The sequence below is a fragment of the Halioglobus maricola genome, from assembly GCF_009388985.1.
Lineage (GTDB): Bacteria > Pseudomonadota > Gammaproteobacteria > Pseudomonadales > Halieaceae > Halioglobus > Halioglobus maricola.
The window spans coordinates 2,639,584-2,663,916 of record NZ_CP036422.1 but is presented as its reverse complement, the minus strand read 5'-3'; the positions used below and the strand labels follow the sequence as shown (position 1 = coordinate 2,663,916).

At 55.7% G+C, this 24,333-nt stretch carries 24 protein-coding genes and 1 pseudogene; 16 read left to right on the top strand and 9 right to left on the bottom strand.

Annotated elements, in window-relative coordinates; translation table 11 throughout:
* Window positions 1-73: 73 nt before the first annotated feature.
* Window positions 74-1,930 carry a propionyl-CoA synthetase gene (locus EY643_RS12100; RefSeq protein ID WP_153239483.1) on the top strand — a complete coding sequence of 619 codons (1,857 nt, stop codon included), beginning with the start codon at window positions 74-76 and terminating at the stop codon, window positions 1,928-1,930.
* A gap of 14 nt (window positions 1,931-1,944) precedes the next feature.
* On the opposite strand, the gene EY643_RS12095 is transcribed toward EY643_RS12100, so the two are convergent.
* Together EY643_RS12095 and EY643_RS12090 are read right to left on the bottom strand one after the other, a co-directional pair.
* Window positions 1,945-2,826, bottom strand: coding sequence for an alpha/beta hydrolase family protein (locus tag EY643_RS12095; RefSeq protein ID WP_153239482.1), 882 nt, complete (start codon window positions 2,824-2,826; stop codon window positions 1,945-1,947).
* A 29-nt stretch (window positions 2,827-2,855) separates the two neighbouring features.
* Window positions 2,856-3,260 (bottom strand): YidB family protein, encoded by a 405-nt coding sequence (locus EY643_RS12090; RefSeq protein WP_153239481.1) that lies wholly within the window; start codon window positions 3,258-3,260, stop codon window positions 2,856-2,858.
* Window positions 3,261-3,373: 113 nt separating this feature from the next.
* Between EY643_RS12090 and EY643_RS12085 the strand changes: the two genes are divergently transcribed.
* The 5 genes from EY643_RS12085 to EY643_RS12065 all read left to right on the top strand — a co-directional run bounded on the left by EY643_RS12085 (window position 3,374) and on the right by EY643_RS12065 (window position 7,293).
* Window positions 3,374-4,888, top strand: coding sequence for a phospholipase D-like domain-containing protein (locus EY643_RS12085; RefSeq protein ID WP_153239480.1), 1,515 nt, complete (start codon window positions 3,374-3,376; stop codon window positions 4,886-4,888).
* Between the two features lie 98 nt (window positions 4,889-4,986).
* Window positions 4,987-6,144 (top strand): serine hydrolase domain-containing protein, encoded by a 1,158-nt coding sequence (locus tag EY643_RS12080; protein ID WP_153239479.1) that lies wholly within the window; start codon window positions 4,987-4,989, stop codon window positions 6,142-6,144.
* A gap of 213 nt (window positions 6,145-6,357) precedes the next feature.
* Complete coding sequence (locus EY643_RS12075; protein ID WP_153239478.1) at window positions 6,358-6,567, top strand: cold-shock protein; 210 nt, start codon at window positions 6,358-6,360, stop codon at window positions 6,565-6,567.
* A 58-nt stretch (window positions 6,568-6,625) separates the two neighbouring features.
* Complete coding sequence (locus tag EY643_RS12070) at window positions 6,626-7,096, top strand: FKBP-type peptidyl-prolyl cis-trans isomerase (RefSeq protein WP_205743053.1); 471 nt, start codon at window positions 6,626-6,628, stop codon at window positions 7,094-7,096.
* A gap of 11 nt (window positions 7,097-7,107) precedes the next feature.
* Complete coding sequence (locus EY643_RS12065) at window positions 7,108-7,293, top strand: hypothetical protein (RefSeq protein WP_153239477.1); 186 nt, start codon at window positions 7,108-7,110, stop codon at window positions 7,291-7,293.
* Here EY643_RS12065 and EY643_RS12060 read toward each other — a convergent pair.
* Both EY643_RS12060 and EY643_RS19785 read right to left on the bottom strand, forming a co-directional pair.
* Complete coding sequence (locus EY643_RS12060; RefSeq protein WP_153239476.1) at window positions 7,290-8,138, bottom strand: CvfB family protein; 849 nt, start codon at window positions 8,136-8,138, stop codon at window positions 7,290-7,292. The genes EY643_RS12065 and EY643_RS12060 overlap by 4 nt on opposite strands.
* Window positions 8,139-8,145: 7 nt before the next feature.
* The gene (locus tag EY643_RS19785; protein WP_240732687.1) at window positions 8,146-9,372 is read right to left on the bottom strand and encodes a peptidylprolyl isomerase; all 1,227 of its coding nucleotides are present in this window, start codon (window positions 9,370-9,372) and stop codon (window positions 8,146-8,148) included.
* An 82-nt stretch (window positions 9,373-9,454) separates the two neighbouring features.
* Here EY643_RS19785 and EY643_RS12050 point away from each other — a divergent pair, with 82 nt between their 5' ends.
* The 5 genes from EY643_RS12050 (at window position 9,455) to EY643_RS12030 (ending at window position 13,096) form a co-directional block, all read left to right on the top strand.
* On the top strand, window positions 9,455-10,567 hold the full coding sequence (locus EY643_RS12050) for a zinc-binding dehydrogenase (protein WP_240732686.1): 1,113 nt from the start codon (window positions 9,455-9,457) through the stop codon (window positions 10,565-10,567).
* Between the two features lie 100 nt (window positions 10,568-10,667).
* Window positions 10,668-11,171 (top strand): 5-(carboxyamino)imidazole ribonucleotide mutase, encoded by a 504-nt coding sequence (gene purE, locus EY643_RS12045; protein ID WP_153239475.1) that lies wholly within the window; start codon window positions 10,668-10,670, stop codon window positions 11,169-11,171.
* Window positions 11,172-11,183: 12 nt separating this feature from the next.
* A complete protein-coding gene (gene purK, locus EY643_RS12040) occupies window positions 11,184-12,269 on the top strand; it encodes a 5-(carboxyamino)imidazole ribonucleotide synthase (protein WP_153239474.1) in 1,086 nt (361 codons plus the stop codon).
* On the top strand, window positions 12,266-12,685 hold the full coding sequence (locus EY643_RS12035) for a YeeE/YedE family protein (protein ID WP_153239473.1): 420 nt from the start codon (window positions 12,266-12,268) through the stop codon (window positions 12,683-12,685). Before purK ends, EY643_RS12035 begins: the two co-directional genes overlap by 4 nt.
* Window positions 12,686-13,096, top strand: a complete 411-nt coding sequence (locus tag EY643_RS12030) for a DUF6691 family protein (RefSeq protein ID WP_153239472.1) — start codon at window positions 12,686-12,688, stop codon at window positions 13,094-13,096.
* Between the two features lie 36 nt (window positions 13,097-13,132).
* Here the strand turns inward: EY643_RS12030 and EY643_RS12025 are convergent, their stop codons facing one another.
* The 4 genes from EY643_RS12025 to EY643_RS12010 all read right to left on the bottom strand — a co-directional run bounded on the left by EY643_RS12025 (window position 13,133) and on the right by EY643_RS12010 (window position 17,091).
* Window positions 13,133-14,074, bottom strand: a complete 942-nt coding sequence (locus tag EY643_RS12025; protein WP_153239471.1) for a c-type cytochrome — start codon at window positions 14,072-14,074, stop codon at window positions 13,133-13,135.
* 185 nt (window positions 14,075-14,259) lie between these two features.
* The gene (locus EY643_RS12020) at window positions 14,260-14,685 is read right to left on the bottom strand and encodes a hypothetical protein (protein ID WP_153239470.1); all 426 of its coding nucleotides are present in this window, start codon (window positions 14,683-14,685) and stop codon (window positions 14,260-14,262) included.
* Window positions 14,686-14,793: 108 nt separating this feature from the next.
* Window positions 14,794-15,735: a sodium:calcium antiporter gene (locus tag EY643_RS12015; RefSeq protein WP_153239469.1), complete on the bottom strand. Its 942-nt coding sequence runs from the start codon at window positions 15,733-15,735 to the stop codon at window positions 14,794-14,796.
* Between the two features lie 45 nt (window positions 15,736-15,780).
* On the bottom strand, window positions 15,781-17,091 hold the full coding sequence (locus tag EY643_RS12010; protein ID WP_170287383.1) for an MFS transporter: 1,311 nt from the start codon (window positions 17,089-17,091) through the stop codon (window positions 15,781-15,783).
* 169 nt (window positions 17,092-17,260) lie between these two features.
* On the opposite strand from EY643_RS12010, the gene EY643_RS12005 reads away from it, so the two are divergent.
* Window positions 17,261-17,917, top strand: coding sequence for a cupin domain-containing protein (locus EY643_RS12005; RefSeq protein ID WP_153239467.1), 657 nt, complete (start codon window positions 17,261-17,263; stop codon window positions 17,915-17,917).
* A 75-nt stretch (window positions 17,918-17,992) separates the two neighbouring features.
* Window positions 17,993-19,249 (top strand): annotated as a pseudogene (locus EY643_RS19780) (dipeptidase).
* A 35-nt stretch (window positions 19,250-19,284) separates the two neighbouring features.
* Here the strand turns inward: EY643_RS19780 and EY643_RS11990 are convergent.
* Window positions 19,285-19,983: a ribonuclease activity regulator RraA gene (locus EY643_RS11990; protein WP_153239464.1), complete on the bottom strand. Its 699-nt coding sequence runs from the start codon at window positions 19,981-19,983 to the stop codon at window positions 19,285-19,287.
* Window positions 19,984-20,087: 104 nt separating this feature from the next.
* Between EY643_RS11990 and EY643_RS11985 the strand changes: the two genes are divergently transcribed.
* Genes EY643_RS11985 through EY643_RS11975 form a run of 3 tightly spaced genes read left to right on the top strand, consistent with a single transcriptional unit; the run spans window position 20,088 to window position 24,315 of the window.
* Window positions 20,088-20,876: a GntR family transcriptional regulator gene (locus EY643_RS11985; RefSeq protein WP_153239463.1), complete on the top strand. Its 789-nt coding sequence runs from the start codon at window positions 20,088-20,090 to the stop codon at window positions 20,874-20,876.
* Between the two features lie 36 nt (window positions 20,877-20,912).
* Window positions 20,913-22,718 carry a sodium:solute symporter family transporter gene (locus EY643_RS11980; protein ID WP_153239462.1) on the top strand — a complete coding sequence of 602 codons (1,806 nt, stop codon included), beginning with the start codon at window positions 20,913-20,915 and terminating at the stop codon, window positions 22,716-22,718.
* A 28-nt stretch (window positions 22,719-22,746) separates the two neighbouring features.
* The gene (locus EY643_RS11975; protein ID WP_153239461.1) at window positions 22,747-24,315 is read left to right on the top strand and encodes an aldehyde dehydrogenase (NADP(+)); all 1,569 of its coding nucleotides are present in this window, start codon (window positions 22,747-22,749) and stop codon (window positions 24,313-24,315) included.
* Window positions 24,316-24,333 lie beyond the last annotated feature (18 nt).

The following is a 24,333-nucleotide window of genomic DNA, read 5'->3' as shown; positions in this document are numbered from 1 at the left end:
TTTGGTCGAATTGTAATAAGGCAGCAATCGCGACTACGCTGGAGGCAATAGACCGACAACCCGGAGTGAGAATATGAACAATCTGGATCTGTGGCGTGAAGCCGCCGCAAACATCCATTGGTACGACTCGCCCAGTGAAGTTCTGGACGCCGCCAAGCCACCGTTCTATCGCTGGTTTCCGGATGGTACAACCAACGCCTGCTACAACGCGCTAGACCTGCACGTGGAGCAAGGGCGTGGTGATCAGGCGGCCCTGATTTACGACAGCCCGGTCACCGATACCAAGCGCCAATACACTTACGCAGAGTTGCTGGACGAGGTTGCACGGTTCGCCGGTGTGCTCGCCGAGCAGGGCGTGGTCAAGGGCGATCGTGTGATTGTCTATATGCCTATGGTGCCAGAGGCGCTGATTGCCATGCTGGCATGCGCGCGTCTGGGTGCCGTTCACTCGGTGGTCTTCGGCGGTTTCGCGAGCAATGAACTGGCGGTTCGTATAGACGATGCAGCTCCGAGGGTGATCGTGTCTGCAACCTGCGGTGTAGAGCCCGCGCGCATTGTTCCCTACAAGCCATTACTTGATGCTGCTATTGAGCTGGCCGAACACAAACCTGATGCCTGTGTGATCCTGCGACGCCCGATGCAGGATGCTGATCTCGTCTCCGGTCGCGACCTCGACTGGGCGCACGCGATGGCTTCTGCAGAACCTGCGCCCTGTACGCCAGTTGCGGCAAACGACCCCCTGTATATTCTCTATACATCAGGCACTACCGGCCAGCCCAAGGGTGTTGTGCGCGATACCGGTGGTTCCATTGTGGCCCTCAAGTGGAGCATGAAAGCCGTATATAACGTTGAGCCTGGCGATGTTTACTGGGCCGCGTCTGACGTAGGCTGGGTGGTGGGCCATTCCTACATCGTTTACGGCCCGCTCTTCAATGGCAATACGACGGTCATCTACGAGGGCAAGCCCGTCGGTACGCCTGACCCTGGCGCTTTTTGGCGGGTCATCTCCGAGTACAAAGTGAAGGTGATGTTCACGGCGCCCACGGCGTTTCGAGCGATCAAGAAGGAGGACCCGACCGGGGAATACCTGAAACGTTATGATCTTTCCTGTCTTCAGTCGCTGTTTCTTGCTGGAGAACGCTGTGACCCGAGCACGCTTGAGTGGGCCCAGCAGCAACTGGGCGTGCCGGTAATCGATCACTGGTGGCAGACCGAGACAGGCTGGCCGATCTGCTCCAACTGTCTGGGCATCGAAGAACTACCCATCGTGCCGGGTTCGCCTGCCCGCGCAGTGCCAGGTTACGACGTGCAGGTGTTGGATGAGAATGGCGAGCAAGTGGGTGCGGGCGATATCGGCGCCCTGGTAGTCAAGTCACCGTTGCCACCCGGTACGTTTACCACTTTGTGGAATGCGGAAGATCGCTACAAAAGCGCCTACTTCAATCGCTATCCGGGCTATTACGAAACAGGAGATGCCGGATATATCGATGACGACGGCTATATTTTCGTAATGGCGCGCACTGACGACGTGATCAATGTGGCGGGGCACCGTTTGTCCACCGGCGCCATGGAGGAGGTGCTGGCCGAGCATCCCGATGTGGCCGAGTGTGCCGTGGTAGGTGTGGCGGACGCGATGAAGGGCCAACTGCCACTGGGGCTGGTTGTGGTTAATTCCGGTGTCGACCGAGATGTGGCTGAGATAGCAGCCGAGTGTGTCCAACTGGTGCGTGATCGAATTGGCCCTGTGGCCGCGTTTAAACTGTGTGCGGTGGTAGAGCGTTTGCCGAAGACGCGGTCAGGGAAAATTCTGCGGGGAACCATGCGTAATATCGCCGATGGTGAGGCCTGGAAAATGCCGGCGACCATCGACGATCCCACGATTCTCGAGGAAATCACCGAAGCGTTGCGCGGGTTGGGATACGCCAGCTGAGCCCGGCGGTACGGTCAGCGGCAGTCCCTGTTCAGCCACTCGAGTAGCAGGCCGGTCAGCTGAAGCCTGCTTTGTGAAAAGGAGTGGTCGCCCGGGATGACGTGTGCCTCTACCTTTAGACCGGGTACGTCTTCGTAAGCCTTGGCGACGGGCAGTGTCATAGTGGCAGCGGGCGTCACCGGGTCAGCTTCACCCACCACCAGCAACACCGACTTGCCTTTCAGTCCCGGGCCGAAGCCGCGAGTGTCCAGCTCGCGCAGGGAGCCTGCACGCAGTTGGGCGAGTAGAGCAGCCCCGTTGAAGTTGTTCAGCATAAACAGCGTGTCGGCGTATTCCAGCAGGCGCAGCGAATTCTTGTCCTCCACCGCGAGCCCCATCTGCCACAACCCCATATTGACCGGCGCCATAGCGCCTACACAACTCAGGCTCTCAATACGATTCCCGGCAGCGAGTGCTGTATAGCCTCCGAGAGAGTGGCCCAAGAGGGAGATTTTATGGGTATCGATTCTGAGTCGCCCTGCGTTTGCCGGTGCCCGCAGATAGTCCACAACCGCGGCAGCGTCATCAGTCAGCGTCAATACAGAGTAGTCGCCCTCGGCGCCCCAGGCGCCGCGATAGTGAAAGAAGACAGTATTGAAGCCTTGTCTGCGTAATTCCTGGGCAATATCCAGGTTTTTCTCGTTACCGGGAATACCGTGCAGCATCACCACAGTGGGGTGGGGGCCTGGGCCGTCGGCGACATAGATAAGCCCTGGCATCCGGCTGCCAGCGCTGACTATTGTGAGCTCCTCAATGGTTGGTAGATGTGCCGGATGCGGTTGCGGGTCCTGTGCGGCCAGGGTCATCGGCGCAATCGCACCTAGCCAGAGGCTGATGGCCCCCAGAAAATTTTTCATGCTGTTAACTCTTGGTCAGAAGTCAGAGGTCAGAAGAATGACTTTGCCGCACCGAGGAGGCCGCCGGCGGATTCCAGCAAATTACCGCCACTGCTGGCCTGGTCAACCAGGCCTGGAATCATATCGGCTAGCCCACCTGCTGCAGAGCCTGCATCTGTGCCCACCTGGCTGGCAAAATCATTGATCTTGTTACTGCCAAGCACATTCGCGATGGTGTCGGCAGAAATAGGCGAGTTGCTGCCGTCACCGAGCCAGGAGTTCACAACATCTCCCAGGCCTCCACTGGCTGCAAACTGGCTTGTCAGTGCGGCGATATCGATATTGCCCTGGCCATCGCCGAGCAGGGAGGAGAGGGCGGATTGGAGTGTGGCGGGGTCTACGTCAAGACCGAGTTTTTCTTGCAGCATCTGGGCGCCAAGTTCAATCATATCCATGGGGCGTTACCTCTTGTAGGTGGAAAGGATGGAAACAGTATAGATGCTGCTCGTGAAGATGCGTTGCCTGACTTCCTTCAATGTGAGAATAATGGGGGACTGAGGGAGGGGCCATGCAGAATTTTTGGTGTAGGCAGTTAGGGTTAGCTTTCGTTGTTTTTGCGATGATCGCCTGCAGTGCGCCAGTGCAGCGCCACGATCACCTGGCACAGCCTGCGGCGATCGCGAGTAGCGATCAGTTCTGGCGCCACATCGATGCCGCAGGTGGGCACGACTGGTTTCATCTCCTCAACGGCAGTGAGGAGGCGCTCGCCTGGCGTTTGGCAATGATCGACAGCGCCCACCACCAGATCGATATGGAAACCTTCCTTTGGAAGGAAGATGAGGCTGGCCAGAAAATTTTGGCACACTTGTTGGCAGCGGCTGATCGCGGAGTGCAAGTCAGGGTCTTGCTTGACGACTCATTCACGCCCCACCAGGACCTGGTGCTGAGCCGCATCGCACATCACCCCCGGATCCAGTTGCGTGTCTATAACCCCTACGGCAATCGCAGTGGCGGCATGCTCAGTCGAATGGTCTTTAATCTCGATGATTTTCTGCGGGTAAATCATCGCCTGCACAACAAGACTCTGACCGTCGATGGCTGGGCCGTGATCGTGGGTGGGCGCAACCTCGCGGACGAGTACTTCGGCTTGCATCGCGATTATAACTTTCGCGATATGGAAGTTCTTGCCATGGGCAGTGGGGTCGCCAGCGTCAGCCAGCACTTTGCTGATTTCTGGAACAGCGGTTGGTCAGTGCCCGTCGAAGCGACAGTGTTCATTAAAGAGGGCGATGAGGCGTTGGTGCGGCTGAGGCAAAAACTGGCAGCGGCCGTTGGCGATGTCCAGGTAGCCGATGACACGGAATTAGGTGAGCGTTGGCGGGAGGCTGCGACGGGTGCGTTGCCGGGCAAGGCTACCTTGATAGCGGATTCTCCGGCGCTGGAAGACCCCTCGCGAGAAGCTCCCCGGCAGTTGGCGGGCCAATTGGTCGAGTTGATTAACGCTGCCGAGAAAGATGTGGTGCTGGTGAGTGCTTATCTGGTGCCGACGGCGGAATTGAGTGACGCAATTGCACAGGCCCGGGCCAGGGGGGTGAGGGTGCGCATTCTCACCAATTCACTGCGATCCAATAATCACCTGGCGGCACACGCTGCCTATTCGGGATATATCCGCGAGTTGTTGCAAGAGGGCGTCGAGCTATATGAAGTCCGGGTGGATGCCAGCGACAGACAGCTCTACATGCGCTCGCCCGTGGCGGAAAAAGAGCTGGGGCTGCACGCGAAATTCATGCTTTTCGACTTCGATCGCATTTTTATTGGCAGTAGCAATCTGGATCCGCGGTCACTTGAGCTGAACACGGAAGTGGGACTGTTGATCGAAAGTGAGGCATTCAACAGCGAACTGCGCGCTGCGATAGCCATCGATTTCGAACCGGCCAATAGCTGGCAGGTGGCCCTTGATGAAAGCGGGCACCTGCAGTGGCGAGGCCTGAACGAAACGCTGCATCAGTCTCCCGCTGATTCAGAATTCCAGCGACTGGAAGATTGGTTCATCGGGCTCTTGCCAGTAGACGCCAATATGTGACCTAGACTAGAGTTGGGTGATCCAATTGCGCAAGCGAAGCATATACACTATCGCGGTACTTCGAATATCGCTGACGACAATAAAAACGGAGAGACCCGATGACCCAATCCTTGCGTGCCCTGATGGCGGCACCGCTGTTGATACTTGCAACCGCTTGTTCCGATTCCAGTGATCGAGATAATACGGCCCCTGAGCCACCACCTGCTCCCCCGGCGTATGACTTTGCTGCTGTCGATGACCGGATGCAGCAATTTGTTGATGAAGCGGCAGATTTTGACGGAGTATCTTATATTCTCGTAGACGCTGAATGGGGTGTGATTCATCGGGCCGCGTTCGGAGATCACACAGAGGATCTCATCACCCAGCTGGCGTCCGGCAGTAAGGTGCCAGCGGTAAGTTTGTTGATGGCACTCGACGGCGACGAAGGCCTGGATTTTGGTATCTCAGAGCCCATCGGCCCGTACCTGCCCTGGGACGGTCTTTTTGCCGATCGCACGGTCGAGCAATTAGTGAGCAATACCTCGGGCATGCCCGGCTTGACGACTATTCTGGCAGACACGGCGACCTATTGGGATCTCGCTTGCCAGTTCTTCCCGACCGGGACGTTACAAGAGTGCGCTGAACGTATTTACATCACCGAAGTTCCGGGCATCGTCCCTCCCAGCACTGAGTATAACTATGGTGGTAGCCAGTGGCAGGTGGCCGGCGCCGTCGCTGAAATCGTGAGCAATTCTACCTGGGCGCAGGCATTCGACGCGTATATTGCTCAGCCTTGTGAGCTGGAAGTGATGGAGTTCGGAAACCCCTGGAGTGACTTCGAGAGCTTCGACGGCAGTCCGGACAGCCTGATCGGTAGAGACAATCCCAATATCGAAGGTGGCGCCATCAGTAATCTCGATGACGTGGCCAAGCTGATGATGATGCATCTGAACGACGGGCTTTGTGGCGATAGCCAGGTACTGGCACCAGGTGCGGCAGCGTTTATGCGCGAGGATCGGGGAGGTGAATTCGGGACTCCGTACGGTATGGGATGGTTTATTGACGTGCCTGAAGACGGTTCAGCCCCTACTTTGTTCACTGATCCTGGCTTGTTCGGTCATACCACCTGGATTGATATCGAGCGTGGAATAGGGGGTTTTGTTGCCGTTGATACATACTCAATAGGCACCTCAGGTCCTGTCCGAGAGCTGGTCGAAGCGGAAATCATCGCTGCCGTCGCGGCGGAGGTTGATCGCGCCAGGGCAGAGCAGGAATAACCGCGGGCGCGTATCTGCAATTTGATGTCATATAAGTGGATGTTAATTCACCAAAAATCCCTGTATGATGCGCGCCAGCTTGTTTGATTCTTTATTTGTGTATCGCATTTAGCGATTAGCCGTGCTAAGCCTCCTTCCTGTAGTGCATAGATAGTTTTTCCCTCAAGTACTGCCCCAAAATGGGAAATATCTAAATGAATAGAGGAATATGACATGTCCAGAGTTACTGGCAAAGTTAAATGGTTTAACGAGACTAAAGGTTTTGGTTTCATCGAACAGGAATCCGGCCCCGATGTGTTTGCACACTTCAGCGCCATCCAGGGTTCCGGCTTCAAGACTCTCGCAGAGGGCCAGGAAGTTGAGTTCACCGTTACAGCCGGCCAGAAAGGCCCTCAGGCAGAAGCGATCACCGTAATCTCCTGATCCTGTCTTTAGCGGGCGGCCTTCGGGCCGCCCGTGTCGTTTAAGGAACACTAATAAAATGAGTCTGATGATCGGCGACAATGTGGTCGTCTCAATGCACTACACCCTGACAAATAACGAGGGTGAAGTTCTGGATAGCTCCGAGGGCGCTGAACCACTGGCGTATCTTCAGGGTGCAAGCAATATTATTCCGGGCCTCGAGAAGGCACTGGTCGGCAAGACTGCCGGCGCCAAAGCACAAGTGAGCGTAGAGCCCGCTGAGGCCTATGGCGAACTTCAGCCTGAGCTGATTCAGCAGGTGCCGCTGGAAGCATTCCAGGGCGTTGAAGAGATCGAGCCAGGTATGGCATTTGAAGCCCAGGATCCCTCAGGCAATGCGCGTCGCGTTGTTGTCAAAGCGGTTGAAGCTGAGCAGGTGACAGTTGATGCCAACCATCCGCTGGCGGGCGTGCACCTCAATTTCGATGTAGAGATTGTCGATGTTCGGGAAGCTACAGAAGAAGAAATCGCTCACGGTCACGTGCACTAAGGGAGGCCATCATGGCGCAACTACGATCTAAAAATTCATCCCGCAAGGCCCCGGCCGCGGTGACCAGTTCTGAGACCATCGCCGAGCAAACCAAGGCGTTCCTGGAATCTGGTAACAAAATTGATGTGATTGAGTCCGGCATCAGTTCAGCACCTATTCTGGGTGCAGTGAAAACAGCCACGCCGCGAGGCAATTAGTCGGAAAGGCGAATCCCGCCATTTTCCAGCACAATCTTGCGCTGCTTGTATAAACCACCAACAGCCTGCTTGAAGACTTTTTTGCTGACCTTGAAGGTCGCGTAAATTTCTTTGGGTGGGCTTTTGTCGTTTAGGGGCAGGAATCCGTCATTGTCTTCGAGCGCAGCGAGTATCTGCTCGCTGATCCCCGCCATTTTGCCCTTGCTGAAACCCGGTTGACTCAGGGTGAGGTCTACTCGGCTGTCGTCCCGCACGCGCTTGATGTAGCCGTCTACGGTCTGGCCTTTACGCACCCGTTGGTAGAGTTCGTTGGCGTATAGTAGCCCCCAATACTGGTGATTGATGATGGCCTTGAATCCCATTTCGGTCTTGTCAGCTATCATCAGTCTCACCGCCTGGCCTGTTTTAAATCCCTCGGTTTCATCCTCTATCCAGTGATCAATACGATTGGAGCCAGCGAGGCGGCCCTTGTTGTCGATGTAGACGCGCACCAGGGCATGGCGACCCTTGCTGAGTTTGTGGGGTTGTTCGGCGAAGGGAATGAACAGGTCTTTGCTCATGCCCCAATCCGCAAAGGCGCCGATCTCGTTCACCTCTACGATCTCTAGCCAGGCAACTTCGCCGACTTGCGCCGCCGGGCGGCGAGTGGTGGGTACAGCGTCGCCGAGTGAATCGACGAAAATAAACACCTCCAGATTATCCCCGGGGCTTAGGTCCGGAGGACACTGGCGGCGCGAGAGCAGCAGACGGCCAGCTTGATGACCGTCCAGAATGACACCGTGATCGCCTGTTTCAAGGATGGTGAGCTCATTGTAGCGGCCGATCTCAAGGGTGGGAGAATTCATGTGGGCCTCAGTTTCCCGCTACTGCTGATTCAAGCACAACGCCGCGAGAGGGAACATCCTGACCGATACCGCTAACCGAGGTAGTGCGCTCGGCGGCGATGGTATCTACCACTGATAGCCCGGAGATGACTCGGCCGAATACCGCGTAGCCGTCGGGGTTGCTGGCAGAGCCATAGTCCAGGAAAGTGTTGTTTGCCTGGTTGATAAAGAACTGGCTGGTGGCGCTGTTGGGGTCGCTGGTGCGAGCCATGGCCAGTGCTCCGCGCACGTTTGAGAGGCCATTGCTGGCTTCGTTGAAGATGGCGGGGCCGGGCGCTTTTTGCTCCCACTCTATCCGCTCGAAGGTATCGCGGCCGAGGTAGGCAATCCAGCCCATCTGGATCATGAAATCGTTAATCGCGCGGTGAACCAGTGTCTGGTCATAAAAACCCGTGGTCACATAGTTGAGGAAGTTTGCCGCGGTGATTGGGGCTTCCCAGTTGTAGGTTTCAACTTCGACAATCCCTGCGTCAAACGTCAGGGTGACGGGAGAGGTACTGAAAGCGTCTTTGGCATGCTGAGCCAGAGTGCTCTCGGGCTGGCCAGCGATAACGCCCCTGGCAAGCCGGTCCAGCGCGGCGAGGTCGCCAACAAACGATTCTGCATCGAGAGAGCGATGAAAACGCAACACATCGTTGTAGTCGACGATGCCATTGTCATCGATATCGCTTACCACCAGCTGTGCCGCGGCGTTGAGCTGGGTGAGAATCTCGTCCTCCTGCTGTGAGTCGAAGCCCGCATTGCGTACTTGAAGATAGAGTGCCTCGGTGAGGGCAGAGACTTTCAGGTTGCCCTCCAGAATGCGTTCGCCGCTGACGATAGCGTGCCAGCTCCCCTGTACCGTTTCTGGGTTATCGCTCAGGCGTTTCTGCTGCAGATTAGGGTCGTAGTCTACGCCGCCGGTGGCAGTGACCAGGTACAGGGTGGCGGGGTCGATACCGTCGGTATTGGGCTGCGCAGCGCCCACGGAGATCAGTTTGAAGAGATCGCTGGCGTCGGCCCAGGTGTCTTCCCCCCAATTCTCTCGCAGGGTCGCCGCATTCCAGGATGTGGCGCTGGCCTGGATATTATTCGGGAACCGCAGCGGCGCGATGCTGAGTTCGGCGTCGCCGACCCCGCCTTTGAGCTGGGTCTGGAAGCAGCCGCTCAGAGCGAGGCTGGAGAGAGCGGCGAGAGCAATTTTTTGCAGGGTCACTGTGGTTCAAATCCATCAATATCTAGATCGCGTATTGTGAGCGTGTTAACGTCCAGCAGCAACCCGAGGATTGGAGAAATCAATGACCACCGCAATTACAACAGGCAAACAAATTTTTAGCACCCTGGCCGATGGCAAACTGACCGTAGAAGTCGCCGAGGCACCGGTCGCCGAGCCCACTGGCAACCAGGTGTTGGTGAGGATGGAGGCGGCGCCTATTAATCCCTCTGATCTGGCTATACTCACGGGCCCGGCCGATCTCGCCAATGCAGAATACAGCGCTGGCAAATTTGTTGCAGATATGCCGGAACCCTTCTATAGCGGGCAAAAAGCGCGTCACGGGATACGCCTGCCCGTGGGTAATGAAGGTGCCGGGGAGGTCGTCGCAGCGGGCGACAGCGAGTATGCACAGTCTCTTGTAGGCCAGCGTGTAGCTTGTGTCCCAGGCACTGCTTATTCGGAATACTGTATTGCCGATGCCGGCCTCTGCCTGCCGCTGGGTGACATATCTGCTGAAGCGGGGGCTTCCGCCTTCGTTAACCCCATGACCGCGCTGGGATTTGTGGAAACCGCGAAGGCTGAAGGGCAGAGCGCGATCATCCACACGGCGGCGGCGTCTAATCTGGGTCAGATGTTGGTGAAAATTTGCCAACAGGACGACATCGCACTCGTGAACATTGTGCGCAAGCAGGAACACGTCGAAATGCTCAAGGGGCTCGGCGCCACTCATATAGTCAACACTTCGGACGATGATTTCTTCGCCCAGCTCTGTGCCGCTATCGATGAAACTGGCGCCTATTTTGGCTTCGATCCCATTGGCGGTGGCCAGATGACGGATACCTGTTTCAAAGCGATGGAGCAGGTTGCGTCACGCAAGATGACGGAATTCTCACGCTATGGCTCTGATCAGGCCAAGAAAATGTTCATCTACGGACGTCTCGATCTGGGTCCCACCATCCTCACCCCAGCCTACGGTTTCGGCTGGACGCTGTCTGGCTGGCTACTCACTCCGTTCCTGCAGCATGCGGGCATGGAAACGGTGATTCGCATGCGTCAACGCGTGCTGGAAGGCCTGACATCCACTTTTGCCAGTTCCTACAAAGCGAACGTCACCCTGGAAGAAATGCTGACCAAAGAAGCAGTGCTCGATTACAGCGTGATGAGAACGGGCGAGAAGTACCTGGTCACGCCCTGAGGGCTGTAGCGGCAAGTTGGCGCGGCGCTTTGTTTCCGCTCGCTCTGGGTTTATAATCGCCGGCTTTTTCGCACAATCTGCGCGAATGCGAGGACTGTAAATGACAGCGACAAGCCAGCCGAAAGTAGCGGTGGTCATGGGCTCCAAGAGCGACTGGCCCACCATGTCGGAAGCCACCGGCATTATGGACAAGCTCGGTGTGAGCTATCACGTGGAAGTGGTATCTGCACACCGCACGCCCGACAAGCTGATGAGCTTTGCCAAAGAGGCTCAGGCCAATGGTTACGATGTGATTGTCGCTGGCGCCGGCGGTGCAGCGCATTTGCCCGGTATGATCGCTGCGATGACGCCGCTGCCTGTGTTGGGCGTGCCAGTGCAGAGCAAGGCACTGAGCGGCAATGACAGTTTGCTGTCTATCGTCCAGATGCCACGTGGCGTAGCTGTCGGCACACTGGCGATCGGTGGCGCTGGCGCTTTCAACGCAGGGCTGCTGGCCAGCCAGATGCTGGCCCTGCACGATGCCGACGTCGCCGCAAAGCTGGCCGCCTTCCGCGCCCAGCAAACGCAGGACGTACTCGACAATCCAGACCCACGTGAGCAGTAGAGCGGCCTGACTATGAAAGATGTTTGGGTGATTGGCGCTGGTCAGCTCGGGCGCATGATGCAGTACGCCGGGACTCCCCTGGGTATTAACGTACATCCGGTCAATGTCGATGACCCGACACTGCCAGCCCCTGAACTGCCCGCTCATGGTGTTATTACCGCCGAGCGTGAACTTTGGCCCCAGACGCCAACGGGCCAGGCGCTACAGGCCCATGGCAACTTCAAAAACAACACCGTCTTTGGGCGCACCGCCGATCGCAAGACTCAGAAAGAGTTGATCGATGCACTCGGTGTGGCCACCGCAAAGTGGCTGAATGTAGAAGCCTCGACCTCAGCGGAGCAGTGCTACCGTGAGTTGGGTGACACGGTTTTGCTCAAGCGTCGCTCCGGCGGCTACGATGGCCGCGGTCAGCTCTGGCTGAAGCAGGCCGACGGTGATGCGCTTCCCGACGAATGGAAACAGACCTCTATCGCCGAGGAGAAGTGCCCCTTTGATGAAGAAGTTTCCCTGGTTGGCGCGCGCACCCAGAGCGGCGAACTGGTGTTCTACCCGCTAACACGAAACCTGCATGTCAACGGTATCCTGATGGCATCTATCTCTCCGCTGCAACGGCTGGATCACCTGCAACCGCAGGCGGAGCAGATGCTGGGAGCGATTTTAAACAAACTCGAATACGTCGGCGTGATGGCGATGGAGTGTTTTCGAATCGGCGACAAGTTGATTGTGAATGAGTTGGCTCCCCGCGTTCACAACAGCGGCCACTGGACCCAGGCTGGCGCAAGTATCAGTCAATTTGAAATGCATCTGCGCGCTATTACTGAGCTGCCCCTGCCTCAACCACTGATTCGTAATACATCGGTGATGATTAACCTGATCGGCGTGGATTACGACGAGGCGTGGTTGGATTTCGCCGACACCCAGTTGCACTGGTATAACAAAGAAGTGCGCCCGGGCCGCAAAGTGGGGCATATCAATATCAACGATGGCAGTATCGAAAAACTCCTGGTGTCGCTAGACAATCTCCAGTCGCATTTGAGTGAGAACTACGGTGAGGTTCTCGACTGGGTTCGCGAGGAGCTTCGGAGTCTCGCGGGATGATGACGTTTGCCACGCCGCTGGCAGGAGGAATCCTGATTGGTGTCGCGGCCAGCTTATTGCTGTACCTGCTGGGGCGTATCGCCGGGATCAGTGGCATTCTCTGGGGTGCCATCTCAGCGAGCTCGGACAACGCCTGGCGCTGGATGTTTCTGCTGGGTTTACTGGGCGGCGCGCTCGTCTACCACCTGGTGCTCGGTGTTCCTTTTCCCCGCGCCAGTGAAGCTCCGGCCTGGCTGGCCATCGTCGCCGGCTTGCTGGTTGGCGTTGGAACCAGGTTGGGTTCAGGTTGCACCAGTGGTCATGGTGTTTGCGGTCTGGGCCGGCTCTCTCTGCGTTCCCTTGTTGCTACTCTGACCTTTATGGCTGCCGGTATAGCGACCGTCTATGTGTTTCGCCAGCTACTGGGAGTGATTTGAATGAAGTCACTTGTCGCCCTGGTATGTGGCCTGCTGTTCGGTGCGGGCCTGGCGGTCTCAGGCATGACCGACACAGCCAAAGTGCAGGGTTTTCTGGATCTGTTCGGTCAGTGGGATCCCGACCTGGCCTTTGTCATGGGCGGTGCTGTCTGCATTACCCTGGTGAGTTTTCGCTTTATCCTGCGGTGCCAGACCCCGGTCTTGGACACTGAGTTCCGACTGCCCCTCAGCAAGCATATCGATGGTCGCCTGATTGGCGGCGCTGCTTTGTTTGGCGTGGGTTGGGGGCTGTACGGCTATTGCCCGGGGCCCGCGCTCGCCGCCCTCGTGTATCTCAATACCAACACGGTACTGTTCGTGCTTGCCATGTTGGTTGGCATGGCGGTGTCCCAGCGTTTTCTCCGCACTTGAACCCATGTTCAGGTCAAGCGCCGTAAATCACCCGTGCTATTTTTGTTCGAAGTCCGGGTTTTTCCAGTCCTTCGCAGCGATAAACTCTTCCGGTGGTTGCAGCCGGGACACGTAGTCCAGCACTGCTTCAATCTCTTCCTGATTAAGCGCGAGCGCGAGTGAGGTCATCTCGTCACTGGCATTGCCGCGCGTGCCGCTGCGTAACCACTTGAACTGACGCAGCATGTATTTGTAGTGCTGAGCCTGAATGCGGGGGGCAAACTCATCGTTGTTGCCCTCACCACTGGGGCCGTGGCAGTCCATACACTTGTCTTTGTAGAGTTGTTCGCCAAAGGTCAAATTTTCACCGGCACCTTTGCCGTTTTCCACACTCATCTCCAGAGTCGATATGTACTCAGTCACATCCGCCAGCGCTTGCGTACCGCCGATAGATTCTACCGTGGCGTAGGGCACCATCAGCACGGCCTCCCGGTTGCCGGCACGGAAATCCGCCAGCTGTTTGATCAGTACCTTGGCGTGCTGTCCGGCAATTTGCGGCACACTGCCGGTAGTGCGACCCCAGCCTTCGGGTTCGTGGCAGGCAGCGCATTCGCGATAGATCGCGAGGCCATTTCTCACGTCAGGCGTCAACGTCATAGCGACGTCGAATTCAGCCATGGCCTTGTCTGAGAGCTCTTTACGGGAGGGAGCGGTCTCTCTCGGTACGTAGGTTTGCGAGAGATTGAGGGAATCGAAGCAGTACTGTAGTGCCCTGCGTGCTCGCTCTTCGTGACCGCGTCGATTCAATGCCACCGCGTGATTGCGCTGGCGCATGCAGGATTCCATGGACAGCCGCAGGGCGTGCGTGGGGTTGTTTTCCAGGGCGTAGTCAACCTGCGCGAGATTGTGATTGAAATCGTAACCTTCAGCGTGAGCGGGTGCGTGAAGGGTGAACACGGCCATTGCCGTGGCCATCAGCTTGGGAAGTGTGCGTCGCATAGTGTCACCTGGATTATTAAGGTCTGCTTTATGCCGGTGCAACTCGGCCTATACCTCAAAATCCTACTCCAACCCCTTTGGAGCTTTTCTGACACAGATCAAGCATGCCGTGGTTAGCTAACATGGACTCAATATGTGAGTGAGGAGCCGGGCGCAGGGGCCCGGCTCCTCGTCAGGGGTTCAACTCACTTGAAGTCGAATTCTCGCAGCAGGGTGCTGCTCATGATGGTGCGCAGTTCACCACGCTTCACATTCGCTTTGTCGCCTTTTTCCGTTGAGCCCCAGAGCTTATCGGCCATTTTCTCCCAATAGTCGTAGGGCAGGTCATAGGCTGAGCCGGCGGATTTGTGCTCCACGAACAACCACAGATCAGGCTCTCCCATGCGTTTGTCCGCGTTAGCGAACATCCTGTAGCTCAATACATGGCCGTCTTTCTTCTGCATCTCCAACGACCGGCGCCAGTTCTTTTTCAGGTCCGCAATGTAATCATCGAAGCGCCCATCCATGGTGTCGACAGATGTCACCGACCAGTATGACCCCCACGAGTAATCCTCCTGGGCCATAGCACCCAGAGGAAGTAGTAACAGTACCGCTAACAGAACGTTTTTCATTTTTACTGCTCCTTGTAAAACACAATTGTTATTCGACATCTTCGCGGTGAAAGCCGCAAACACGTTAATTGAGCGTAGTACAAAAACTAATCACTGCTAGGAAGTATTTCAGGCAGTCAGTCGAATACCGACGTAGAGCAGGTAGATGCTGAGTAAGAGTAGGGCCTCGGGCATCTTGATGCCACGCGGTGACGCGTAGAGAAATCCGAGTGCCAGTGTGGTGACAAGGGCCAACATGGGGATATCAATGAAGAGCACTTCAGGCGGCACAATCAGCGGCGCGATCGCGGCACCAATGCCCGGTACGAGCAGAGTGTCCAGCACATTACTGCCTAGCAGGTTGCCCACTGAGAGGCCGCCACGGCCCCGCCAGAGCGCAATGAGCGACACACTGAGTTCCGGCAGCGAACTGCCCAGGCCGATGATTACCGCCGAGACACTGAGCTGGCTCAAACCGACGTAAGCTGCAAAGCTAACTGCGTGGGTAACGGTCAGTTCTGCAGCCACCAGCAATACGCAAAAACCCACCAATAGGTATACGAGGTCCCTTGAGGGTGTGTTTGAGGGCTCTGTGGGCTCCGTATCTCCAGCGGCAGGGCGCCAGAGTGCCAGCGAGGCGAGATAGGCCGCGTAGCAGCCTATCAGAGCCCATCCCTGCAAACGCGAGATGACGCCATCAACAGAGAACAGGGCAAGAGCAGCCAGACCTCCAAGGAGAAACAATGCGTTGCGCCACACTCTGCGGAAGGGCCTGGACGCGAAACCAAAACAGCCAGCTATACCCAGCACAAGACCAAGTTGCCCCATGGAACTGCCTACCGCACTGCCAATGACAACGTGGCTGAAATCTTCCCCAGCCAGTGTGTGTATCGAGGCGTCGGCCGCCACGAATATCTCAGGCAGGTCTGTGCCAATCGCCAGAACGACCATGCCGATGTAAGCGTCGGACAGGCGAAAGCGATCGGCGATCGAGATCGCAGCGTTTACCAGCAGTTCCGAGCCGGCCCACAGCCCCGCGAGGCCGACTACCAGTAGGAATAAATCGAGCAAGAAACCCCCTGTCTATCAGCCCACACAGTAGTCATCCCCGGCATATTAGGTACTGATCTCGATCAATGCCTCATCTTTTGCGCTTAACTGCTTGGGTTCACGATTGCGCAGGAACGGAATGATCATGAGCGGTACAAGAATGAACAGCGAATCCAGATAGAGAACGGTCGAGTAGTTGTAGCTCTCGGCAACGCTTCCCTGCCAGTAATTGGCAAAGCTGATGGCCAGGTTTTTCATGCCCATATACGCAGTAAACTGGGTGGCGGCGACCGCGGGATTGGTCATGCCCATAAAGACGGCGCTGCACACGCCAAAGCACATGCCGTATAGGAGGCCATGGCCGATGATCGCCCCGTAAAGTAATGCGGCAGGTACCGCAGCCAGACCAAGCTGTTGGATCTGGGTGGCGAGCAGCAGGGTGGGCAGGGCGGTCAATATATAGGTCACAAAGAGAGTTCGCTTGAGGCCATAGCGGTCGCCCAGCCAGCCCCCCACAAGGCAGCCGGCACCACTGGCAATCGTATTGTAGATGGTGAGTGCCGCGATCTGGTTTTCGTCTAGACCGTAGTCCACCTGAAGCGTGCCGAGGGTCGCATAGGCGAGTGCCATTGTTCCCATAGGCAGAAGCGCTAACAGTGTGCCCAGTTTGGGGCCTGGCCCTGATCGCCAGAAACTGTCGTAGGTAGTTTTAACGAAGGCCACCAGGTTTTGGATCAATTTACTACCGAGACCCGGTTCCCTGGGCGCGTTGGGGTTCGCCTCCGGATCCTTGACGAAGAACAGCACGAACAGCAGTGTCATCAGTAACATGCCGCTGATGTACGTCATGGTTGTCTCTATACCAAATTGGCCGTAGACAAAGATCGCGACGCCCCCGCCCAAGGCAATGCCCAGATACTGGCCGCCGAACATGAAGCCGTTTCCGCGTCCTCGCTCTTCTTCTCTCAGGGTATTCACCGCGAGCGAATCGATAGCCACGTCCTGAGTGGCGCAAAACACATTGTTGAGGACAACCATCATCAGCACGAGGTGAAAATTTTCTGCGAAATCGATCAGGCCGGTTATCGCCACCGTGATAATCATCATAACGGTGCAAAACACGATCCAGGCTTTGCGGCCCCCGATACGTGGCAGCTTGATCAGGTCGATCAGGGGAGCCCATGCCCATTTGAAGGCCCAGGGTAGGAAGAGGGCGGCGACGAATACGCCGATTTGTTCGAGGTTAAGCCCCTGCTTGCGCATGATGGCCACCATGGCGGTGGACGTGAAGCCGTAGGGAATCCCTTCCGAGATATAGAGCAGACCGAATGTCAGGAAGCGTCCGTTGGTGGTGTCGAGCAGGTTTTTTGAGCGCAATGGCTTCTTCTTATTGTGGTGCAAGTCTTTGAGTATCGTAGTTGGACTGGTGAAACACAAGGACGAAGCGTGCTGCTATCCGCTACAGGCAGCGAAGATCCATGGTTTAGTCTTGCTCGTAAACCTTACTTTGCGCATGCTAGCAGTGACAACGAAAGGATCTAGACGGATGCAGATACACGCCGACCTTGCTCAACGCGCAGTCGTGGACTCCAATCAATTGCCCTGGGTGGCATCGCCATTGGCGGGGGTAGAGCGACGTATGCTCGAACGTGATGGCGGCGAGGTGGCCCGCGCCACGACGATCGTCCGCTACGCGCCGGGCTCCTATTTCGATGCCCACACTCACGGGGGAGGGGAAGAATTTCTCGTACTGGATGGTGTGTTTTCTGACGAGATGGGCGACTTTCCAACAGGTATGTATGTCCGCAATCCGGTGGGGTCTTCGCACAAACCTTTTTCCAGAGACGGAGCGGTCATCCTTGTCAAGCTGCAGCAGTTTGATCCTGCGGACCAGGATTTTGTGCGGATTGATACCAAACAGACCGCCTGGCGTCCTGGGGCCGCCGCAGGTTTGTCGGTGATGCCGCTGCATGAGTTTGGTGCAGAGCACGTGGCATTGGTGAAATGGGAGCCCGGTTGTCGGTTTGTCGAACACCGGCATCCTGGAGGGGAAGAAATCTTCGTGATTTCCGGCGTTTTTGAAGATGAAGAGGGTGCTTATCCCGCAGGAACCTGGCTACGTAACCCTCCGGGTAGCGTTCACAGCCCTTTTAGCGAGCAAGGGTGCGTGATTTACGTTAAGACGGGTCACCTGCAGGGGTGAATGAGTGGCTGAGTTCGCACGCACAAAAATTTTGTATTAGGCTATTCGGGTCCTGAAATTCGGAGAGGTCCTGTGATGACTAAAAACGTGTTCTTTCATGCAGCGATTCTGATTTTTCTGTTGCCTGCAATAGCCAGTGCAGCTGATCCCTGCACAAAAAGTGAGCCCTCGGCGATGATCGTCTCTCCACAATTTGAGATGCGACCTCGCCCTACGGAAGAACAATATTTCGATGAGTATGTGCAATTTCTGGTAGAGGTCGCTAACCCTCGCAGTGAAGCGCAGATGCAGCAGGACGACTGTATAAAGTATCGTTTTCGCGACACCATGATCGTCGATTCACTGGCCGTGGGCGCTCCGGGTTTTCCAGCAGGTTTCAGTAGTGAAATGTATGAGGTCGGCACCGCTCATTCAGTCGAGCATCAATATAATGTCGCGTCCTGGACGGTCACCAACGCCAATGCGGAAGATACTCCTGATGTGGTATTCAAACGACTTGAGGATACCAACAAGTACTGGGCCGAACGTAGTGACAAGTACATGCAAGTGCGTACGGTTGATGATTTCTACAAGGCCAAGAAAAGTGGCAAGTTGGGCGTGTTTCACAACTACCAGGGCATGATGCCGCTCAGTCAGAGTGGTGATGAAAAGGAAGCGATAAGCAATTTACACAAGGCTTATGATCTTGGTGTGCGCCAGATTATGGCTACCTATAATGTTGATACCCCCTATGCCGATGGAGGAGTCTCAAACTCCGATGGCACCGATCAGGGTGTTCACGAGGCGGGCTTCGCTGTTATCAGGGAAATGAACCGTTAGGGTATAGCTTTTGATTGCTCACACTCTTCGAACCAGACTTGTATCGAAGGTGCTGCCGCGAGCACCAAGCCGATCATGTTGTCACACTCAAATGTGGCGACCTTACAGCCGATTGACCGCAACGCATCAGACGAAGCCATCAAGGCCGTCGCGTCGACCGGTGGCGTTATCTGTGTGAACTTCATTGGTGGTTTCCTGAACGCTGGTGGCGACGCCTCAGCTTTCAGCATTGCCAAACACGCTGAGTACGTTCGTAATCTGACGGGGCCGGAACATGTCTGTGCTGGTTCGGATTATGTGTGGAATTATGCAGGTACGCTGCATTGGATATTGCGCAATCCAAAAGATTTTCCGGTGGAAAGCGGCTATGCGACGCCTTCGCATATGGGTAAGCCCAGCGAAATGTGGGCTGTTGCCCGCGTTTTGGAAGAGACCTATGGTTGGACAGAAACGGAGATCGCCGGCTTTCTTGGTGAGAATCTGGTTCGATTCTATGGCCAGGTTTGGAACTAGTCTTTCATAGACAATGACGTTTCCTGCCAGCGTATCTATTCGTCGAGATAGGCCTCGAATTCAGCCCGGGTATCTTCGTTCATAGGGTAGAGCCCAATAATGGGCCTGCCCGATTTCACCTGTTCGATCACCCAGGCTTCGTATTTTTCCATGCCCTTGGCTTCTTGTGCGATTTCGTCAGCCAGATGTGCGGGAATGATGATCACGCCATCCCCGTCGCCGACAGCGATGTCGCCGGGGAAAACCGCTACGCCGCCACAGCCGATGGGTACATCGAGGTCCATCGCCTGATGTTTGGTCAGGTTGGTGGGCGCTGACGGCTTGGTGCAGAAGGAAGGCATGTCTAGCTGCGCGATCTCTTCTGCATCACGCAGGCCTCCATCCGTAACAATCCCGGCACAGCCGCGAATTTCCAGGCGCGTGGCGAGAATCGAGCCGGCCGACGCGGCGCTGGCATCCTGACGACAGTCCATCACCAGCACGTGACCGCTGGGTATTTCCTCCACCGCCCGGCGCTGGGGGTGGTTCGTATCCTGAAATACGGTGATGGGGTTCAGATCTTCCCTCGCTGGGATATAGCGCAGGGTATATACCGGCCCAACCATTCTCTGTGCTGCCGGGTTCAGGCGCGCTACCCCTTGAATGTATTGCCCTCTGAGCCCGCGCTTGTAGAGCATCGTAGCGATCGAGGCGGTGCTTGTTGCTTTCAAAATGGCGTGTGTATCTGAGTTCATAGACAGGGTTCCAGTGGTCGCTGGGTAGAGGTGTTTGTTGTGAGGGCTGTATTTTCTCTCAATAGATGGCTAGAATGCAAATCTAATATATTAGATATGTAGCAATGAAAAAGCTGGAATTCGAGATCAAACCCCTCGGTGAGGTACTGCGCAAGGACGATTTGTGTGACGAGGCGAGCCTGGTCGCCAGGATCTACAAGTTGCTGCGGGCACGCATAATCGATTTGTCTCTGCCGCCGGAGATGCCGCTGGTAGAGAAAGACGTGGCTGTCCTTCTCGATGCGAGCAAGACGCCAGTGCGCGAAGCCATCATCAGACTCACCCGAGAAGGATTGGTCGAAGTCGTTCCCAAAAGCGGAAGCTACGTGACCCCGATCAATATTGATCGCTACTTGCAGGATTGCTTTGTGCGCCAGCAGCTGGAATCAGGCTGTGTGAAACGACTTGCCCTGATGGGAGTAGATCCAGCAGGTGCTGAGGAACTGCGGGCAATAGTCGATGAGCAAGAAAGCGCAATGCATGAAGAGAGCTATGCCAATTTCTTCGCCCTCGACGAGAAGTTCCATCGCAAACTGTTTGAACTTGCAGGTTTGAACAGTGCCTGGGATACGCTGAATGCTGCCAAAGCCGAGCTCGATAGAGTGCGTCACTTGAAACGTTTGTTCGGTGTAAAACGCAGTGAAGCTGTGGTCAGCGAGCATAGGAAAATTGTCGATGCCATCGTGGCTCAGAACCCGGATGTGGCTGGTAAGACACTGCAGAGCCATATTGGCGGGATAGACGATGAAATTTCGGTGATATCGAAACATCCGCAATTGATTAAGACGATTGAAGATCTGAACGAACTGGTGGCATTAAGCCGCAAAACCCGCAACAAGCGAAAAATTGATTAGCACCGCTAATAGCGCACCCGGATAAGAGAAGTTGTTATGGATTTGAATACGGCGGTTGTGCTGATTTATTTCGTATTCCTGATCGCCATTGGCTGGGCATTCAGAAATCTCACGAGTAATACCAGCGACTATTTCCGGGGCGGGGGAAACGTCCTCTGGTGGATGGTGGGTGCCTCCGCCTTTATGACCCAGTTCTCTTCGTGGACATTCACAGGGGCTGCTGGCAAGGCTTACACGGACGGCATCGCGGTGGCTTTTATTTTTGTAGGTAACGCTATCGGGTTCTTTTTGAATTACCTGTACTTCGCGCCACGCTTTCGACAGATGCGGGTGGTCACGGTGGTTGAGGCCTTGCGCCTGAGGTTTGGTAAGACTAATGAGCAGGCCTTTGCGTGGGTCAATATGTTCACCACCATGATTAGCGCAAGTATCGCGCTAAATGGGTTGGCAATTGTTACCTCTACTATTTTTGACTACAGCATGGAGGTCACGATCATAGCCACCGGCCTCGTGGTACTGATTATGTCAGTGACCGGTGGTGCCTGGGCTGTGATTGCATCGGACTTTATGCAGATGATTGTGATTGTGGCTGTCACCGTGGCTTGCGCTGCTGTGGGGATCTACGAGGCGGGCGGTTTCATGCCAATCGTCGAAAAATTCCCGGGTGATTTCGTCGCCGGATCAGATATGAACTACATGGCCATCATCTATGTCTGGGCGTTTAGTATTTTCCTCAAGCAAATTGGATTGACCAATAACATCCTTTACTCCTACCGATACCTCACCGCCAAGGATTCAAACAATGCGCGTAAAGGCGCGTTGTTGGCGTGTCTGCTGATGACGCTTGGGCCCATTATCTGGTTCATTCCTTCGTGGTTTATGGCGGGTTCGGGCATAGATATCAGTGCCATGCATCCTGAGCTCGGCGCGAAATATGCAGATGCAGCCTATCTCGCCTTCGTCGAGATCTATATGCCGGTCGGTATGATCGGCCTGTTAGTGGCAGCGATGTTTGCTGCGACCATGAGCTCTATCGATTCTGGATTGAATCGTAATGCGGGCATATTTGTTAAAAACTTTGTGCAGCCGGTACTGGTTCCGAACATCTCAGAAAGTCGACTGATGATTGTCTCTCGCGTGGCGACGATCTGCTTTGGAGCGATCATTATTTCGCTGGCGTTGTTCTTGAACTCGCTGAAGGAACTGAGCCTGTTTGATGCGATGTTATATATGAGTGCGCTGCTGGGATTCCCGCAAATGATCCCGAGCTTCCTGGGCTTCTTTATTCGCAAGACTCCCGACTGGGCTGCCTGGGCGACGATCATGGTCGGCGCTATCGTTTCCTATTTCATCGCTGCAGTCCTGGAGCCTGCGCATGTGCAGCAGCTGCTGGGTCTGAGCACTGAATTCACGCGGCGCGAGTGGACCGACCTTACAGTCACGATCAGTCTGTTCAGTCACATTGTTATCACCGGAGGCTTCTTTTGTTTGACGACGCTGTTCTATAAAGAGTTGCCCGCGGAACGAAGTGAAGCGGTAGAGCGCTTCTTTACCAATATCCATACGCCGCTGGTGAAAGAGGAACGAGACCATGCCCACCTGGATAACCGCCAGCGCATCTTGTTGGGCCGTATGGTCGCTATAGCGGGAATCCTGGTAATGGCCTTGATGGCGATGCCAAATCCACTGTGGGGCAGGCTCGTGTTTCTGGCATGTGGCGCATTGGTTTTTCTCGTCGGCTTTGCGCTCTTCTCTGCGACAACTGACGTCCCAGAAGGGCATGACAGCGATGAGGATGATGTCGACGATGGTGCTGACATAAGCAACCCGGTCCGAGTGTGAAAGAAAGTTACTAACAGGAGTAGTTGAAGTGAATATTTGCGGTGAGATGGTCATAGGCGGGCGCTGTATTGCAGGGAGTGGCACAGCGTTTTACGCACAGAACCCGGCGAGCGGGGAAACGCTCGAGCCGTCATTTGCGTGTGCGAATGAGGACAATGTCCGCGAGGCTTGTAGCCTTGCATCTGTCGCTTTTGATGAGTATCGAAATATTCCGTTGGAGCAGCGGGCGTGCTTTCTCGAGTGCATTGCCGAAGAAATTCTCGCGTTGGGTGATGCGCTTGTTGACAGGGCCGTGGCTGAAAGTGGCCTGCCACGGATACGTATCGAAGGTGAGCGCGGTCGAACGGTCGGCCAGTTGAGGCTGTTTGCCAGTGTGGTACGCGCAGGCCACTGGGTGGATGCGAGAATTGACCCTGCGCTGCCCGATAGAACGCCATTGCCTCGGTCTGACATTCGTCTTCGCCACATTCCACTGGGCCCCGTAGCGGTATTTGGTGCCAGCAATTTTCCGCTGGCGTTCTCGGTGGCCGGTGGCGATACCGCGTCTGCCTTGGCTGCGGGATGCCCGGTTGTCGTCAAGGCGCATCCAGCGCATCCCGGTACCAGTGAGCTCGTAGCAAAAGCAATTCACTGTGCCGCGAGCAGAAGCAATATCCCCGCGGGTGTATTTTCGCTGCTCTTTGACAGTGGAATTGAAATAGGAAAAGCATTGGTAGCGGACGCAGCCATAAAAGCCGTTGGCTTCACGGGGTCGAGAGCAGCAGGTCTGGCGCTAATGAATGTCGCTGCAAGACGGTCGGAGCCCATTCCAGTCTATGCAGAAATGAGCAGTATTAACCCTGTGTTCCTGCTGCCCAATGCTCTTGAAAACAGCGGGGAGGAGCTGGCTTCTGGATTTGTGAGTTCATTGACGCTGGGGGCAGGGCAGTTTTGCACCAACCCTGGCCTCGTTGTAGGGCTGGCGAGCGAAGCGCTCAATGAATTTATCAGTGCAGCTTCTGCGGACCTCTCCGGCGTGCCGGCGCAGACTATGCTGACCGAAGGTATTCATCGAGCCTATGAGAACAGCGTTGCAAACATGGTCGGAAATCCCGCAGTGGAACTGCTTTCACAGGGAGCGGAAGCAGATTCCCCAAACGGATGTCAGGCGAATCTATTCATGTCTACTGCAAAACAGTTTCTCGAAGACGCGAGTATGCAAGATGAAGTTTTTGGTGCGGCGTCACTTGTCGTTCAATGTGAATCAACAGAGGAGCTCGTTGCCGTGGCGGAGTCTCTGGAAGGACAGCTGACGGCCACTCTGCAATTGCATGATGATGATACTGATATCGCCAGAAAGCTGCTTACCGTGCTGGAGCGCAAGGTGGGCAGGGTGCTCTGCAATGGTTATCCAACTGGTGTGGAGGTTTGTCACGCGATGGTTCATGGCGGGCCATTCCCCGCGACATCAGATAGCCGCACTACGTCGGTGGGCAGCGCTGCGATTTACCGTTTTTTAAGGCCGGTTAGCTATCAGGATATGCCGGCATCTTTGCTGTCCGCTGAGCTGCGGGATGGCAACACTGGTTTAAGACGACTTGTAGACGGTTCATATTGATTGCCTTTGTGGCGACTG